Origin of the sequence: Actinacidiphila oryziradicis, assembly GCF_005047355.1 — a bacterium.
Classification (GTDB): domain Bacteria; phylum Actinomycetota; class Actinomycetes; order Streptomycetales; family Streptomycetaceae; genus Actinacidiphila; species Actinacidiphila oryziradicis.
Genome location: NZ_SUMC01000039.1, coordinates 63578 through 77443, shown reverse-complemented (window position 1 = coordinate 77443; position 13866 = coordinate 63578). Strand labels below are relative to the sequence as shown.

At 69.1% G+C, this 13866-nt stretch carries 16 protein-coding genes and 4 pseudogenes; 11 read left to right on the top strand and 9 right to left on the bottom strand.

What is annotated here, in order from left to right; genetic code table 11:
* A partial coding sequence (locus FCI23_RS32150) for a hypothetical protein (protein ID WP_136727544.1) occupies positions 1 to 429 on the bottom strand: 429 nt, incomplete at its 3' end.
* A gap of 225 nt (positions 430 to 654) precedes the next feature.
* Here FCI23_RS32150 and FCI23_RS32145 point away from each other — a divergent pair.
* The gene (locus tag FCI23_RS32145; protein ID WP_136727543.1) at positions 655 to 975 is read left to right on the top strand and encodes a TetR family transcriptional regulator; all 321 of its coding nucleotides are present in this window, start codon (positions 655 to 657) and stop codon (positions 973 to 975) included.
* 76 nt (positions 976 to 1051) lie between these two features.
* Here FCI23_RS32145 and FCI23_RS32140 read toward each other — a convergent pair whose 3' ends face one another.
* Positions 1052 to 1411 (bottom strand): helix-turn-helix domain-containing protein, encoded by a 360-nt coding sequence (locus FCI23_RS32140; RefSeq protein WP_136727542.1) that lies wholly within the window; start codon positions 1409 to 1411, stop codon positions 1052 to 1054.
* Positions 1412 to 1529: 118 nt separating this feature from the next.
* Positions 1530 to 2603 (bottom strand): integrase core domain-containing protein, encoded by a 1074-nt coding sequence (locus FCI23_RS32135; RefSeq protein WP_136727541.1) that lies wholly within the window; start codon positions 2601 to 2603, stop codon positions 1530 to 1532.
* 58 nt (positions 2604 to 2661) lie between these two features.
* On the opposite strand from FCI23_RS32135, the gene FCI23_RS32130 reads away from it, so the two are divergent.
* The 4 genes from FCI23_RS32130 (at position 2662) to FCI23_RS32110 (ending at position 5415) form a co-directional block, all read left to right on the top strand.
* Positions 2662 to 2889, top strand: a complete 228-nt coding sequence (locus FCI23_RS32130; RefSeq protein WP_136727540.1) for an SRPBCC family protein — start codon at positions 2662 to 2664, stop codon at positions 2887 to 2889.
* Positions 2890 to 3143: 254 nt separating this feature from the next.
* A complete protein-coding gene (locus FCI23_RS32125) occupies positions 3144 to 4034 on the top strand; it encodes an ISAs1 family transposase (protein ID WP_169317030.1) in 891 nt (296 codons plus the stop codon).
* Positions 4035 to 4750: 716 nt separating this feature from the next.
* The gene (locus tag FCI23_RS32115) at positions 4751 to 5017 is read left to right on the top strand and encodes a hypothetical protein (RefSeq protein ID WP_136727538.1); all 267 of its coding nucleotides are present in this window, start codon (positions 4751 to 4753) and stop codon (positions 5015 to 5017) included.
* Entirely contained in the window at positions 5017 to 5415 is a 399-nt protein-coding gene (locus FCI23_RS32110) for a PIN domain-containing protein (RefSeq protein WP_136727537.1), read from the top strand. The genes FCI23_RS32115 and FCI23_RS32110 overlap by 1 nt, the downstream gene beginning before the upstream one ends.
* Positions 5416 to 5863: 448 nt before the next feature.
* Here the strand turns inward: FCI23_RS32110 and FCI23_RS58420 are convergent.
* Both FCI23_RS58420 and FCI23_RS32100 read right to left on the bottom strand, forming a co-directional pair.
* Positions 5864 to 5950: pseudogene (locus tag FCI23_RS58420) on the bottom strand (IS5/IS1182 family transposase); the annotation flags it as partial.
* Positions 5951 to 6141: 191 nt separating this feature from the next.
* A pseudogene (locus FCI23_RS32100) lies at positions 6142 to 6432 on the bottom strand (DJ-1/PfpI family protein); the annotation flags it as partial.
* A gap of 130 nt (positions 6433 to 6562) precedes the next feature.
* On the opposite strand from FCI23_RS32100, the gene FCI23_RS32095 reads away from it, so the two are divergent.
* Entirely contained in the window at positions 6563 to 6922 is a 360-nt protein-coding gene (locus FCI23_RS32095; RefSeq protein ID WP_407646059.1) for a hypothetical protein, read from the top strand.
* Positions 6923 to 7101: 179 nt separating this feature from the next.
* Here the strand turns inward: FCI23_RS32095 and FCI23_RS32090 are convergent, their stop codons facing one another.
* A complete protein-coding gene (locus FCI23_RS32090) occupies positions 7102 to 8082 on the bottom strand; it encodes a GlxA family transcriptional regulator (RefSeq protein WP_136727536.1) in 981 nt (326 codons plus the stop codon).
* 128 nt (positions 8083 to 8210) lie between these two features.
* On the opposite strand from FCI23_RS32090, the gene FCI23_RS32085 reads away from it, so the two are divergent.
* From FCI23_RS32085 to FCI23_RS32075, 3 genes are all read left to right on the top strand, one after another.
* The gene (locus tag FCI23_RS32085; RefSeq protein ID WP_136727550.1) at positions 8211 to 9176 is read left to right on the top strand and encodes an NADP-dependent oxidoreductase; all 966 of its coding nucleotides are present in this window, start codon (positions 8211 to 8213) and stop codon (positions 9174 to 9176) included.
* 30 nt (positions 9177 to 9206) lie between these two features.
* Complete coding sequence (locus tag FCI23_RS32080; protein WP_136727535.1) at positions 9207 to 9527, top strand: NIPSNAP family protein; 321 nt, start codon at positions 9207 to 9209, stop codon at positions 9525 to 9527.
* Between the two features lie 69 nt (positions 9528 to 9596).
* On the top strand, positions 9597 to 10583 hold the full coding sequence (locus tag FCI23_RS32075) for an SMP-30/gluconolactonase/LRE family protein (protein WP_136727534.1): 987 nt from the start codon (positions 9597 to 9599) through the stop codon (positions 10581 to 10583).
* 199 nt (positions 10584 to 10782) lie between these two features.
* Here the strand turns inward: FCI23_RS32075 and FCI23_RS62510 are convergent, their stop codons facing one another.
* From FCI23_RS62510 to FCI23_RS32060, 3 genes and pseudogenes are all read right to left on the bottom strand, one after another.
* Positions 10783 to 11586: an ISAzo13-like element transposase-related protein gene (locus FCI23_RS62510; RefSeq protein ID WP_136727533.1), complete on the bottom strand. Its 804-nt coding sequence runs from the start codon at positions 11584 to 11586 to the stop codon at positions 10783 to 10785.
* 47 nt (positions 11587 to 11633) lie between these two features.
* The gene (locus FCI23_RS58415) at positions 11634 to 11915 is read right to left on the bottom strand and encodes a hypothetical protein (RefSeq protein WP_211265530.1); all 282 of its coding nucleotides are present in this window, start codon (positions 11913 to 11915) and stop codon (positions 11634 to 11636) included.
* 75 nt (positions 11916 to 11990) lie between these two features.
* Positions 11991 to 12406: pseudogene (locus FCI23_RS32060) on the bottom strand (organic hydroperoxide resistance protein).
* A 580-nt stretch (positions 12407 to 12986) separates the two neighbouring features.
* On the opposite strand from FCI23_RS32060, the pseudogene FCI23_RS32055 reads away from it, so the two are divergent.
* Positions 12987 to 13337 (top strand): annotated as a pseudogene (locus FCI23_RS32055) (transposase); the annotation flags it as partial.
* Between the two features lie 264 nt (positions 13338 to 13601).
* A complete protein-coding gene (locus tag FCI23_RS32050) occupies positions 13602 to 13775 on the top strand; it encodes an NAD(P)H-hydrate dehydratase (RefSeq protein WP_407646058.1) in 174 nt (57 codons plus the stop codon).
* The last annotated feature ends 91 nt before the right edge of the window (positions 13776 to 13866 follow it).

Here is a 13866-nt window from a genome sequence, read left to right as displayed (position 1 = left end):
GGCCAGCACCGAAATGGCACCGCTGAGGATCATCGGCCACTGGCCGCCCAGCTTGCGGCGGGGCACCGCCACGAACAGCTGGACCAGACCGGCCACGACCGCCCAGGCCCCCCACACCCGCAGCACCGCCGGAATACCCGACGCGCAGGCGACGGCCAGGCCGACAGCCGTGACAAGGCTGACCGCGACGTTCACGTACAGCAGCACGGGCGATCCCGTGCTGCGCGAGACCTTTGCGTCGTAGATGGCCGCACCCACGTCGAACAGCGGGTACAGCACCAGGAGCACGGCCCCGACCGGGGTGATCTCCTTGGCCATCGTGAACATCACGAGGGCCCAGACGATGGCGAACGCGAACCGGACGAAGTAGAGCCGCCGAAGGGCAGAGGCCGTCCCAGTGGTATCGGACGGAGCAGCAATGGCGCTCACGGTAATCCCTTTCAGTGGTATGCGGAGAAGAGAGCAGTTCAGGGGTTTCCTGCGGTCGGCCTTCTCGATCAGGCCGGTTGCACATCTCCCGGACCGGCACGATCGCCCGGCCCGGACAGTGAGGGCGGATGGCATCCCAAGCCGCCGCCGGATACGGCCGGCATCTGGGCGCCATTCAGAAAGAGTGAACGTTCTGTTCGCCAAGACTGGCAAGAGCGCCATCGTTTGTCAAGACCGAACGTTCTACCCTCCTACAGTGGTGCGCCCATCAACGCTGTCGCCGAGTACCCCGACCCCGATTACCCGGTGCACCTGGCCGTCCTCGCGCACCGGCAACGGTGCCATCACCGGCCTTCCGGACCCAAGATCCGGGAGGTTCCCGCCGAACCCGCCGCCCGCCACTTCGTGATGATGCGCGATGGCGCGATGACTGCCGGCTGCCTCTTCGACCCGGACTTGGTGTGCGAAACCTTCCTGCTCGGAGTCGAAGGGCTCCTCAAAGCGCACGCCGCCCCCTCCAACACCAAGCCGGCCGGGGGCCGTTGACCACTCGTAAAGGGCGCAAGCCCGGTTCTTCAGGACTCCGTTGGGAAATCCATAAAACGGTTGCGTGTCGGCGGTTTCATGCGGCGAGTTCGAGGCGGGCCAAGTGGGAGGTTCTGGTCTTGTCGCGGACAATCGTGCACTGGCCTCGGAATCCGGCGGACTTGATCTCCTCGAACAGTGTCCGGGCGTTGGTGCAGCCCTCCTGCCAGCGCTGATGCAGGTAGGGCTTGAAGGGGTCCAGGACGCTGGAGCGCCCCTGCCACTTGCCTGTGCTGAGCTCCTCGGCGGTGGCTGCGTGGGCGAATCTGCGCACGGTGTTGCGGGCCAGGCCCAGCTCCTGGGCGATCGCCCGCTGGCTGCGCCCCTGGTCCAGCAGGTCGTGGACTGCCCGGTGGCGATCACGGGTGCGGTCCGCGCATCGGTGGGCCGACCCCATCGCCTTGCCGGCCTCAGCGGTCTTCTCCAGCTCGGCGACCTCGGCCGTTGAGGCCTGTGGGGTTCCAAAAGTCCCGTACGGCGCCGACCTGCAGCTTCTTCAGCCGTCGTGATCTTCGTCAGGCGGCGTTGTGGTACTCGTGGATGAGTCCGCTGAGGATGTCGTGACGGTGGATCCGCTGGGCCGGGAAGGGGATGACGTCGGGGTCGTCGGCTGGGGCGCGAAGCTGCAGCGCTCGGTGGGCCCGGCAGTTGTAGTGCTGGACGTATTCGGCCAGGACGTGTCGCAGGTGTTGCTCGTTGTAGATCAGCATCTGGTCGGTGCACTCGGCTCGTGCGGTGCGTATGAACCTCTCGGCGTGGGCGTTCATCCGCGGAGCCTGTGGTGCGGTCTTGAGGATCTCGATGTCGTCGCCGGTGAAGACGGCGTCGAACGCCTGGGTGTAGCGGCTGTCGCGGTCGCGCAGCAGGTAGCGGAAGCCGGAGGCTCGCTGACCGAGGTCGGACAGTAGGTTTCGGGCGAGCTGGGTGACCCAGGCCGCGGTGGGGTGGGTGGTGACGCCGAGGATGCGCACGGTGCGGGTGCCGACCTCCATGACCGCGAACACGTACAGCCGCTTCAAGACCACGGTGTCGACGTGGAAGAAGTCCGCTGCCAGCAGGCCGGAGGCCCAGGCGCGCAGGAACGCGCGCCACGTCGGTCCTCCGGCGGGGCTGCGCCGGGGTGCGGGACCGAGGCCGGCGCCGCGCAGGATGCGGCGGATGGTCGAGGCACCGACCCGGTGACCGAGACGGCGCAGCTCGCCCTGGATGCGGGTGGATCCCCACATCGGGTTCTCGCGAGCCAGGTGCAGGACAAGGGCGGTGAGCTCCTCGGAGATCGGCGGGCGGCCGGTGCGCGCCGGTTTCTGCTTCCACTTCCAGCGGATCAGTCGGCGGTGCCAGGACAGGAGGGTGGCCGGGGTGACCAGGCGGTGCCGGCGCAGGTGGGATGGCAGGTGTCGGGCCAAGGCTGCGAGCACGGCGCGGTCGGGCCACACAAGGCGTGGCCGGACGCCGAGCTGGCGGCGCAGCACCGCGTTCTCATGGCGCAGCGCGAGCAGCTCGACGTCCTTGGCGCCCGGCGAGCGGGAGAGCAGCAGGAGCAGTCCGAGGAGCCGCAAGAAGATCAGGTAGAGCACGCGCAACGCCATAAGATCCGACCCTGCCATGATCGACGGGTGCTGCAAAATACCTGATCAGAGGCAGTGCGTGGCTTTCGGCACCTTACAGGGAACGCGTCCGACCTTCACCATCACCCCGGTCGATGGCGACGCGTCTGAACTCCAGTTCCGCCACCACGGTCTCACAACAGAGCTGGACTGCATCGAGCAGTGCACTCGCGGCTGGGACCACTTCCTCGCGAGCCTGCGTGAGTACGTCGAAGTCGGCCGCGGCATGCCTCGCGGAAGCGACGCAGATAAAGCCCGCCGCATGTAGGGCACGACCCGGGGTAGTTCCGGTTTGATGCTGTAAGTCCGGGTTGTTGTGCGGGCGCCGCGTCGATTTGCCAAGCGGGCGCGGCCCCTGATGATCTTCCAGTTCTCTACGCTGAAGGATCGTCACAGGAGTCGCGCCCGTGTCTGCATCATCGCTGACCATCCCCTGCCTTGACCAGCTCGCGGCGCGGTGGGAGGCAGAGCTCGTAGCCGACGGTCGCGGTGGAGTCGGCCCTGATGGCCAGGCTTCGGAGCGTGCCGGATCGCCGCGCCCAGCGAGGGCTTCGGCACCCGCTGCTGGTGATCCTGGTGCTGGCGGCATGCGCGACGCTGGTGGTGGGTGGCGACTCGGTGGCGGCGATCTGGCAGTGGGCGGCACGCTCACCGCAGGACAAGCTCGCCCGCATCGGTGCCCGCTGCGATCCGTTGACCGGCCGGTTCGAGGTTCCCAGCGAGCGCACCTTCCGCCGGGTGCTCGCGGACCTGGACACCGACGCCCTGGACGCCGCGACCTGCGGCTACGCCGCGGACGTCGTACGCGGGACGGCCCCCGCTCCCCGAGGTCCCGCGCGCACTCTCTGGCCCTGTGGAGCGCGAGGAGCGGCGCGCCGCTCCTCGCGGCGCGCCGCCCAGCACGCAGCCGAGCATCCGGCGCCGCCCAGCCTGCTGCCCGCGGCGGCCGTGGACGGTAAGGCCCTGCGCGGCGCACGCACCGAGCAGGGCAGGGTCTTCCTGGTCGGGGCGATCGGCCACGAGAGCGGCGTGCTGCTGGGCCAGCGGCAGGTCGCCGACAAGCGCGGCGAAGGCTCCGCCGTCCGCGAGCTGCTGGCCTCGCTGGAGGTGTCCGGCATGGTGCTGACCCTGGACGCGCTGCACACCACCAAGAAGACCGCCCGCCTGATCACCGATGAGCTGCACGCCCGCTACGTCCTGATCTTGAAGGGGAACCAGCCGCTGGCCCGCGCCGCGGCCCAGGCCCTGCTGGCCAGCCCCGACGCCGACTGGGTGCAGACCACCGACATCGACGAGGACCGCGGCCACGGCCGCACTGAGCGCCGCACGATCCGCACCGCCCCCGCCGACGACACGCTTTTTCCCCAGCGCGGCCCAGGTCTTCCGTCTGCGCCGCGACAGCGGCGACCTTGACGGCGCCTGGACGGGCAAGGAGATCGTCTTCGGTGTCACCAGCCTGCCCACCGCCCCCGCCGGCCCCGAGCACCTCAACCATTACGAGAGGGCGCACTGGTCGGTGGAGAACCGGCTCCACTGGGTCCGCGACGTCACCTTCCACGAGGACAACTCCCACAGGACCGGTACCGCGCCCCGAACCCTGGCCAGCTTCCGCAACCTGGCCATCAGCACGTTCCGCCTGGCGGACGAGCCAACATCGCCCACGCCCGCCGCGATCTCCTCAACCACAACGACGCCTTCGCCGTCTACGGCATCTGATCAACTACCACGAAGTCAGACACAACGGAACAACGCCGGGGCCGTGGGTGTCCCGCAGGATTTCCCACCGTGAAAGGCGCTATTTTACCCCGAGAACCGGAAGCTCGCCGTGCAGGCGCCGGTACCCCAGCTCAGATTCTCCCTGGCCAGGCGCAGGACCAGGACGCGGATGGAGCGGAGGGTGCGCGGTCGCCCCCTGAAGGGCGTGACACCCATACGCCCATCTCGTCCGTATTTTCGGACTCGATCGGGCCGAATAACCCCGCTCAGAGGGGTTTATCCGGCCTGGTGTCACGCTCACCTCGACATAACACCTGCGGTGCGCCACCCCGACTTGCGATCACTCATGGTTAACAGCGAAGGGAATCGCCGGACATCCCCCAGGGGTCCTCTACTCCCAGTAGAGTGGGGGTATGGCAGATGAAACGAGCATCAAGGTGAGCGCCTCCACGCGCGACCGCCTGGCCGTCCTCGCGGCCGAAAACAACACCAGCATCCGCAACCTCGTCGAAGAGCTCGCGGAGAGCCAGCCAACCCAGACCGAGTTCGAGGAACGCGCCGCGCAGGCCCGCGCCGAACTCGCCTCCGTCCTGGGCACCGCCCCCAGCGAAGAGGCCGAGGCGAAGGCCCGCGGCCTCCTGGAGCGTCTTGGCGCCACGCAGGATCCGGCAGCCGCGTAGTGGGCGCCATCGCGGTCGTCCTGGACCACACGACCGCCACCGCCCTCCACGACCCCAAGGATCCGTTCAACGAGGCCGTCGCCGCGTTCTACGTCCAAGCCTCCCGCGGCCTCGGCACGCTCTACGCCCCGGTGCTCTCGCTCACCGTCGGCGACACCGAGCGGCCCGGCCTCCTCGGCTACATCAACGGGCTGCGGTTCATCCAGATCGAGGCCTTCGACACCGAGGCGGCGCTCGCCGCCACCGAGTTGCTGCACGCCGGACGCTCCTGGGCAGCCGTCCACGCCATCCACGCGGCGAGGCCCTCCGCCGCCTTCCCCTCCGGCCGCTACCTGTTGACCCTCACCCCCAACGCATACGAGGGCACCGGCGTCCAGGCGGTCCACCCCGACCAATAACAGCGCCTCATCCCGCGCTGCACATGCTGCTCCTGGTGCTGCTTGCCGTGCTGCCCTGGTGCTCGGATTGCAGCGCAGCATTTACCGGAGCGGTCTGGACCTGCTAATCGACACGCTGCCGGTAAGCGGCCTGGCGACCATCTGTCAGGGCCAGGACACCACGACCTGAAGCTGGGGGTATTTATGAGTAATGCCAAGAGTCGCCGCGACAAGCTCATGCCGCTGCAGCGCGCAGCACTCACCAAACTCGGCATCGAATGGGCATGACGCGGTGGCGCTCCTGCGGTTGTTCCGGGTACTGGGCGCGAGTGATCCGAACGGCCGGGTGGCTCCGCCTCTCCGGACGCTGCTTAGGGGGTACCCGACGTAGTGGCGCTCGGTGGTGGCCACGGTTTGGCCGCCTCGCTGGCCGAGTGACTGTGGGCGACATGACCGAGATCGACACCGGCGAAATGGACCGCTCGATCTTCCATCGTTGCCGGCCGAGTCGTTCGGAGGACTCGACGCCCGGGCGGGCGATTCGGGCGATAATGCCGCGTTTCTGCAGCCAGGCCGGAGATCCTTTCCAGCGGACCGGGCGGGCGCAATGGTCGCTGCCAGGTCGGCAGCCCTCCTACGGGAGCGCCGCACAGCGCACTGCACTCATCCTTGGGAGCGATGGCAATCCCACCCCTGAACGCCCGCCGTGCCGCCTCATGAGAACGAGGAGCCGCACGCGTTACGCACCTAATGGAGGATGAACCTGCTCTTGGTGCGGAGCTCGGCGACAAGCGCAGCCGGGGCCTTCTGCGGCGAGCCGGCGTCGTACGGGGGCTGGGGGTCGTACTCGGTCCCCAGCTGGACGGCGTGCGCGTACTCGTCGCCGGCGACCCTGCCGACCAGGGTGAGGCCCATGTCGATTCCGGAGGAGACCCCGGCCGCGGTGATGAACTTGCCGTCGGCGACGACGCGTTCGCCGGTCGGCTCGGCACCGAACACGGCCAGGACGTCCAGTGCGAGCCAGTGCGACGTTGTACGTGCCGAATAATGCATCCGTGCTGGTCACAGGCCTGATCCGGGGTCAGCGGTGTGCAGCTGATGCGTCAGCCTCTCGTGCGGGGAGGGGCTTCTTGGAGCACGCCTGGGCTGACCGCGAGGATGCTCGACTGTGCTGTTGCGACTGCCGTACCTCGCCTTGTCGACCGCCTTCAGCTTCATACGGCTGTTGCCGATGGGCGATCGGGAGAAGGATCTGGAGACCCTGGCGCTGCGCCACCAACTCGTCGTGCTGCAGCGGCAAGTAGACAAGCCACAACTGACCTGGCCCGACCGGGCGCTGCTCGCCGCACTGCTGCACCGCCTCCCCCGGGTGCGGCTTCGTCAACTCCATTTGATCGTCTCCCCTCACACCGTGCTGCGCTGGCACCGCGAGCTCCTGCGCCGACGCCACGCCAAGGCCTCCCGCCCCAAGCGCCCGGGTGTGACGCATCGGACCCACCGGCCATCCCTCACATGGGGGACGCGGTGACCGTCGCCGGGCCCGGCGACGACAGCCGCAGATGCCCGATCCGGTCGGCCAACTGCTTGGGCACGCACGCTGCTCGGGCCGCAGGCTGGCTGCCGACCCCGGCCGGGGATCTTGCCCGGCAAGGGCGGTCAGAGATGCTGTTCGTACGCTCCGCGGGGGAAGCCGGCCTTGGGGGAACTTCACTGTGCCGTCACGGGCTCCGGTGCGTTGTGGGCGCGACGGTAGGCCAGTGGTGACAGGCCCAGGTGCGTGTGGAAGTGCTTGCGCAGGGCGACGGGGTCGCCGAAGCCGGAGGCGGTGGCGATCCGTGCGACGGTCAGGTCGGTGGATTCCAGCAGCAGGCGCGCGTGCGCCAGCCGTCGTTGTGCCAGCCACTTCAGTGGGCTGCTGCCCACCTCGCTGCGGAAGCGCCGGGTGAAGGTGCGCACGCTCATGTGCGCGTGCCGGGCCATGTCCTCCAGTGTGATCGGCTCGGCCAGCCGGTCCAGCGCCCACTGGCGGGTCGCCGAGGTGGAGCGGTCGGTGTCCTGCGGTACCGGGTGCTCGATGAACTGCGCCTGGCCGCCCTCGCGCCATGGCGCCACCACGCAGCGCTGCGCGGCGGCCGAGGCCACCGTCGCTCCGTGGTCCAGACGGACCAGGTGCAGGCACAGGTCGATGCCGGCGGCTCCGCCGGCGGACGTCAGGATGCGTCCGTTGTCGACGAACAGCACGTCCGGATCGACCTCGATGTCGGGGAACAGCCGCGCCAGTTCGTCGCACAGCGTCCAGTGTGTGGTGGCCCGGCCGCCGTCCAGCAGACCGGCCGCCGCGAGCAGGAAGGCCGAGGTGCACAGGCTGACGATGCGAGTCCGCGGCCCGACCCGGTCCAGTGCCGCGGCGAGTTCCCCGGGAAGCGCGCCGGTCGCGAGCAGGTCCTCGCCGGGCTCCTGAGTGGCGAGGACGACGGTGTCCGCGCTCTCCAGCACCGACTCGTCGTGGTCGACGACGATCCGGTAGTCCTCGTGCGTGCGCACCGGCCGGCCGCCGAGGGAGAAGGTGACGACGGAGTACAGAGGAGTCCCGTCCGGCTTACGGGCCTCGTTGAACACCCGGGCCGGGATGCCCAGATCCAGCGGCAGGACTCCGTCGAGGGCGAGAACAGCGACACGATGCGACATGGCTGGAATGGTACGACAGGCGGCCCTCCGGCCACTCACCCGCCTTGGTAAGCGCACGCCACTCTTTTGTGTAGCGGGGACGCGGTCCCCGCTGAAGGAAGAGCAAGACAGACATGAGCGAGGGCACCATGAGCGAGAACACCATGCGGGCGGTCACCATCAGCGAGTTCGGCGGAGCGGAGGTGCTGACCGTCGAGGAGGTCGCGCGCCCCGAGCCGCTGCCGACCGAGGTGCTGGTGCGGGTGCACGCCGCCGGGATCAACCCGGTGGACTGGAAGACCCGCGAGGGTCAGGGAATGGCGGGGCTGCAGACGCTCCCGCTGATCCTCGGCTGGGACGTCTCCGGCGTCGTCGAGAAGGTCGGCTTCGGCGTCACCACCCTGAAGGTCGGCGACGAGGTGTACGGCATGCCGTGGTTCCCGCGCGCCGCCGGCGGCTACGCCGAGTACGTGACCGCACCGGCCCGCCAGTGGGCCCGCAAGCCGGCCACCCTCGACCACGCGCACGCGGCCGCCGTGCCGCTGGCGGCGCTGACCGCCTGGCAGACCGTGGTCGACACCGCCCGCGTCCAGGCCGGCCAGCGCGTCCTGATCACGGCCGCCGCCGGCGGAGTGGGCCATTTCGCGGTCCAGTTCGCCCGGCACCTGGGCGCCCACGTGATCGCCACCGCCAGCGCCGCCCGCCACCCCTGGCTCAAGGAACTCGGCGCCGACGAGACCATCGACTACACCACCACGCGCTTCGAGGACGTCGTCAAGGACGTCGACGTCGTCATCGACCTGGTGGGCGACGACCACGACAACACGAGCACCCGCTCGCTGAAGGTCCTGCGCCCGGGCGGCCTGCTGGTCGCCGTACCGTCCGGTGTCTCCCCGGACCTGGCCCGGGCCGCCGAGGCGGCCGGCGTGCGCCTCACTGCGTACCTGGTCGAGCCGGACGGTCCCGCGCTGACCACGATCGCAGGCCTGATCGACGCCGGTGAGGTCGCCATCGAGGTAGAGGACGTCTTCCCGCTGGAGCAGGTCGGCACAGCCCAGGCCCACGTCCAGGCCGGCCGCACTCGCGGCAAGATCGTCCTCACCGTGACCGACTGACCATCCCTGCAAACAGTCAGGAGCAGTACCGTGTACTACGAAATCCGCCGCTACCGGGCGCAGCCCGGGCGCCGCGAGGAGTGGGTGCGCTACATGGAGGACGTGGTCATCCCGTTCCAGGCCTCGCGGGGCATGGACGTAACCGCCTCCTTCGTCGACGCCGAGGACGAGGACGGCTACGTGTGGATTCGCCGGTTCGAGGACGAGGCCCAGAGCGAGGCCCTGTACGCGGCCGTGTACGAGCACGACCGCTGGAAGAACGAGATCGGTCCGGTCGTCTACGACCTGCTGATCCCCGAGAAGTCCGTCATCACCCGTGTGGTCCCCACCCCGGCCTCACCCCTGCGATGACCCGGCTCACGGCCGCTTCATCCGCCACCGCACAGCGCAGCACAACAGCGAAGAGAAAGAACCCAGCCCATGAGCAAGAGACTCAACCTCGCTGCGGCCGTAGCTGCCGTAGCGGCCGTCTTCGTGTCGGCCCCCTACGCGTCGGCCGCCGGGGGGCGGGAACACCCCAAGCCGGTAGTCACCGCCGTCAAGACCGTCGCCCCGTTCGACTGGTCCGCCGGGGAGGTACCGGAGAACATCACCGTCAACCCGGACAGCACGCTCACTGTCTCCATGCTGGGCAGCTACGCCGGCAAGCGGCCGGAACTGGTCCGGCTGAGCGCCAACGGGCAGCACAAGACTGTGCTGGTGACCGGCGTCCTCGGTGACGGCTTCACCGGGAACACCCGTGGCAGCGACGGGACCATCTACTACAACGTGTGGTCCAAGGACGCCTCGCGCGCAGGAGTGTGGAAGCTGCCCTCGGACGGCCACCCCAGCCGCGTCGCGGCCCTGCCCGCGGATGGCCTGCCGAACGGGCTCGCGATCGACCCTGCCGGACACACGCTCTACGTCTCCGACAGCCTCAAGGGCACGATCTGGGCCGTCCCGGTCGCAGGGGGCCAAGCCAGGGCGTGGCTGACCGACCAGGCTCTCGCGCCGGACCCGACGGCTTCGCTGAAGTTCGGCGTGAACGGGCTGCGCTACCACAACGGGGCGGTGTGGGTCACGAACTTCGACACGGGCACCCTGCTGCGGATTCCCGTGACCGCTGCCGGGAAGCCGGGCTGCATCCACCAGGTGACCGATGGTGAGGTGGGCATTGACGACTTCAACTTCCTGTCCTCCCGCTCCGACATTGTGTTCGTCGCGGTGAACACGCAGAACAAGGTGGACATGGTCTACCCGAACGGCACCAAGGTCACCGTGCTCACTGCGGCCGACGGGCTGGCCAGCCCCACCGCCACCGCCGTGCGCGGCACCGAGCTGTACATCACCGACGCCTCGCTTGCCGCCCCGCACCACGCGCAGCTGCAGGGTGGCCGGATCAACCTCGCGCGGTTGCAGGGCAGCTGACCGTGCAGCGCCGGAGTCACGGCCTCACACTTCGCCGCTCCCCGGCCTCGCCGGGGGGCGGCGTCGGCGTGCCGTCCGCACGCCGACCGAGCGCGGACACCGCCAGGGCCGTTGCCGCCAAGGGCGGCAACGCGATGAAGACCCGCCTGGCCTGCGGGGAGAAACACGGCAGGAAGCGGATGGCCACCCTGGGAGCCGTCTACGACGCCGAGCCCGCGCCGCGCTCTGGTCGTGACCTGCCTTCAGAGGCTGTTGGCTCGCTGGGGTCGATGAGTCGGACGGGTAGCGGTTCTGCCTGGTGGCCGTGTTGCTGAAGCAGGGGTCGGACCTGCTTGATCAGGGCGCGCATCTGGTTCTCGCCGATGCGGAAGAGATGGGCGGTCAGTGAGCAGGGCAGTCCGCGCTGGTCGAGAACGGCGGCCCAGATCATGCTTTCCACGGCGAGTTTGCGGTGGCGGGGGCGCTGTTCGGTGGGCACTTGATCGATCAACGTGCGTACGTCTGTGGTGAGTTGATCGAGTGCGTGTCGGGTCATCCCGGTCAGTACGGGGTGGGTGGCCATGGCGGTGTCGAAGGTGTGGGCGTGACGGGGGTGGGCCCGGCGGGTGGGCGGCTGGAGCGGTACGGCGGGGACACCGGGCTGGGGCGGGACCGTGTAGTTCCACTCGCCGTGGAAGGCGTCGGGGGTGATGGCGAGTGCGGCGGCGTGCTGGGCGTCGATCTCGATGCCGGTGGGGTAGGTGCCCTCGTCGAGGCGGGCACTCACGCTCAGTCCAGTGCTCGTGGTGGTGGCCGCGATGAGGTTCAGGGCGACTTCGAGGCTGGTCAGGGGGCGGGCGCGCCAGTTCATCGAGATGAACGAGAACAGGCGATGGTGAAGTAGGCCCGAAGCGCGGTCTCGTCTTTCGATCGAGCCGTTTCTTCGGGCCTCTTCCCGCACCCGGCGTGCCGCTCTCACGGCACCGGGCGCTCCACAAGTCCCGTGGTCCGTACTGGTCTTCATCCTGTGGTCGGCCAGGGGGACGGGATGGCCGTTCCCCGGTAGCGGTATCACGTGGTGCGTACCTTCCCGAACAGCGTCCGTTCCTCTCCCGATGGCCACCAACCGCCGCCGCAGTAGCGGCGACGGAGGTCCTTCCGGTTGATCCGGCGGTGTTTGCGACGCAGCCACTTCATGACCTGGCTCCATGCATAGGAGCGGAGCAGCGCGGACTCGGCGGCGTCGGTGTCGTACTGCTCCTGGCCCTCGCCGCCGGCCCCGATGATCTGCCCGTCTTCGTCGCGCCGGACTCGCACCGTGCGCTGTCCGCTGGTGAGGGCGCGCCTGCCCAACCGACTTGACTCGTACAGGGCGGTCGAGCTGCCCCGGCCACCGGGCCGAATCGGCCCCGTGGCTGGGGTGGGAAATTACTCGACGACGAGCTGGACCGGGACGTTGCCGCGAATGGCGTTGGAATACGGGCAGACCTGGTGGGCCTGCTCGACGAGTTCTCCGGCGGTTCCGCGGTCGACGCTGCTGGGCAGTGTGATCCGCAGGACGGCGGAGAGTCCGAAGCCTTCGCCCTGCTTGCCGATCGACACCTCCCCGGTCACGGTGGCGTTGGAGAGGTCTATGCCGGCCTGTCGGCCCGTGATGCCGAGTGCGCTGGCGAAGCATGCCGCGTAGCCGGCGGCGAAGAGCTGCTCGGGATTGTTGCCCTTGCCGCTACCGCGCCCAGTTCCTTCGGGGTCGCGAGCTGCAGGTCCAGGGATCCGTCCGCGAGAACGGCACGGCCGTCGCGGCCGTGGGTGGCGGTCGCGACCGCGGTGTAGAGCGCGTTCATGAGTGATACATCCTTCTGTAATGGGTTTTGACGGCCAGCGCCGCTGCTGCACGGTGCGGGGCCTGTCGTCGGGGCGTGTGTCGAGGTCGCCTTCCCCGGCGCCGGTGCGCACTGGTTGGTGCCGGGATCCTGTGTGGCTACCGGGAGGAGCCACGGGCCTGGCGGCAGGGGGGCGCCGGCCAGACCCGTGGGGCCAAGGGGATGAGACAGAACGTTCGTTCTTGTTGAGTAGCATGCACGAAGAGAACCCCGACGTCAACACCGAGCGTTTTCCTTCGGCATGAGTCAGGCAGCCTCATGAGGCGGACCACCAGCGGACCATCAAGAGGCGGCAAGTGTGGGAGGCGCATGGATGTACGTGGCTGCCGGGCCGAGGGTACGGACGGCGGCACACGCACAACCCGGCCCAGGTGACGGAGGAGCCGCTTCCGGTTCGTCGACGACCACCGGGACGCCTTCGGCGCGAAGCGGCTCTCTCAGGTCCTGGACGTGAACCGCGCCGGGGTCTGCACGGTGAGTGGTGTAACTCCCGGCCAGGGAGCGTCGGTTAGGACTGGCGAGGCTCCCGGGGAGGAACACCATGAAGCAGAATACGCGTTCGAAAAAGCCGTCGAGTGAGTCGACGGAGCCGGTGCTGGACCGCGCCCTGATGGGTGAGCTGGTGGCCCGGGCGAAGACCGACGGGATCCAGATGGCCGGTGAAGGCGGTCTGCTGGCCCAGCTGACGAAACTGGTGGTCGAGGGTGCCCTGGAGAGTGAACTCACCGATCACCTCGGGCGGGAAAGCGGGGAACGCGCCGAGGACGGCCGCAGCGGCAACTACCGCAACGAGCATCGGTCGAAGACGGTGACGACCGACGTCGGACCGGTGGAGATCGAGGTGCCGCGGGACCGCAACGGCTCCTTCGAGCCGCAGCTGGTGGAAGCGCGCGGGTTCGTGGATTCTCATACGTGGTGAGGCTCGAACTCGGTTGCCGAGGCCCGCGTCGCCGTGGAGAGGAGTGCGAGTTCCAGAGCCGCCTGAGGCTCGTGAGCAATCATCGAGCGGGGGCCTCGATGGCGCCGCCGCTCGAACACTGATGACCGTGGACCGATAAAGCGGTCGGGGGCAGGGTCGCAGCAACCCTTGCCCCCCCCAGGCGTCGCGGCCCTTGACGGCGATGGCGGCGCCGATGGGGTCGGCCCCATGATGCTGATGCCGCATGCCGGGGAGACGGCGGCGCTGCTCGGGGTGGCGCGGGGCGAGGCGCTGGGGCAACGCCTTTCGGCCGTAAGGGATTGGCGACGCAGCTACGCCGCGACGGTCCTCCTCAAGGGCTCGACGACGCTGATCGCGCCGCCGTCTGCCGGCCCGGCCCGGCCCGCGTGAACTCGAGGGGCACACCCTGGCCGGCCACCGCGGGCAGCGGTGACAGAGCTGTCAGTTGACTCCTGCGCCACCGCCGCCCATCGGCAGCTGT

What these genes read in the sequence shown, in the direction of transcription:
- FCI23_RS32140 (WP_136727542.1), bottom strand. Translation starts at nt 1,411, where the DNA reads ATGGGGTCGGCCCACCGATGCGCGGACCGCACCCGTGATCGCCACCGG.
- FCI23_RS32135 (WP_136727541.1), bottom strand. Translation starts at nt 2,603, where the DNA reads ATGGCGTTGCGCGTGCTCTACCTGATCTTCTTGCGGCTCCTCGGACTG.
- FCI23_RS32115 (WP_136727538.1), top strand. Translation starts at nt 4,751, where the DNA reads ATGGCAGATGAAACGAGCATCAAGGTGAGCGCCTCCACGCGCGACCGC.
- FCI23_RS32090 (WP_136727536.1), bottom strand. Translation starts at nt 8,082, where the DNA reads ATGTCGCATCGTGTCGCTGTTCTCGCCCTCGACGGAGTCCTGCCGCTG.
- FCI23_RS32085 (WP_136727550.1), top strand. Translation starts at nt 8,211, where the DNA reads ATGAGCGAGAACACCATGCGGGCGGTCACCATCAGCGAGTTCGGCGGA.
- FCI23_RS32075 (WP_136727534.1), top strand. Translation starts at nt 9,597, where the DNA reads ATGAGCAAGAGACTCAACCTCGCTGCGGCCGTAGCTGCCGTAGCGGCC.
- FCI23_RS62510 (WP_136727533.1), bottom strand. Translation starts at nt 11,586, where the DNA reads ATGAAGACCAGTACGGACCACGGGACTTGTGGAGCGCCCGGTGCCGTG.
- FCI23_RS32050 (WP_407646058.1), top strand. Translation starts at nt 13,602, where the DNA reads ATGCCGCATGCCGGGGAGACGGCGGCGCTGCTCGGGGTGGCGCGGGGC.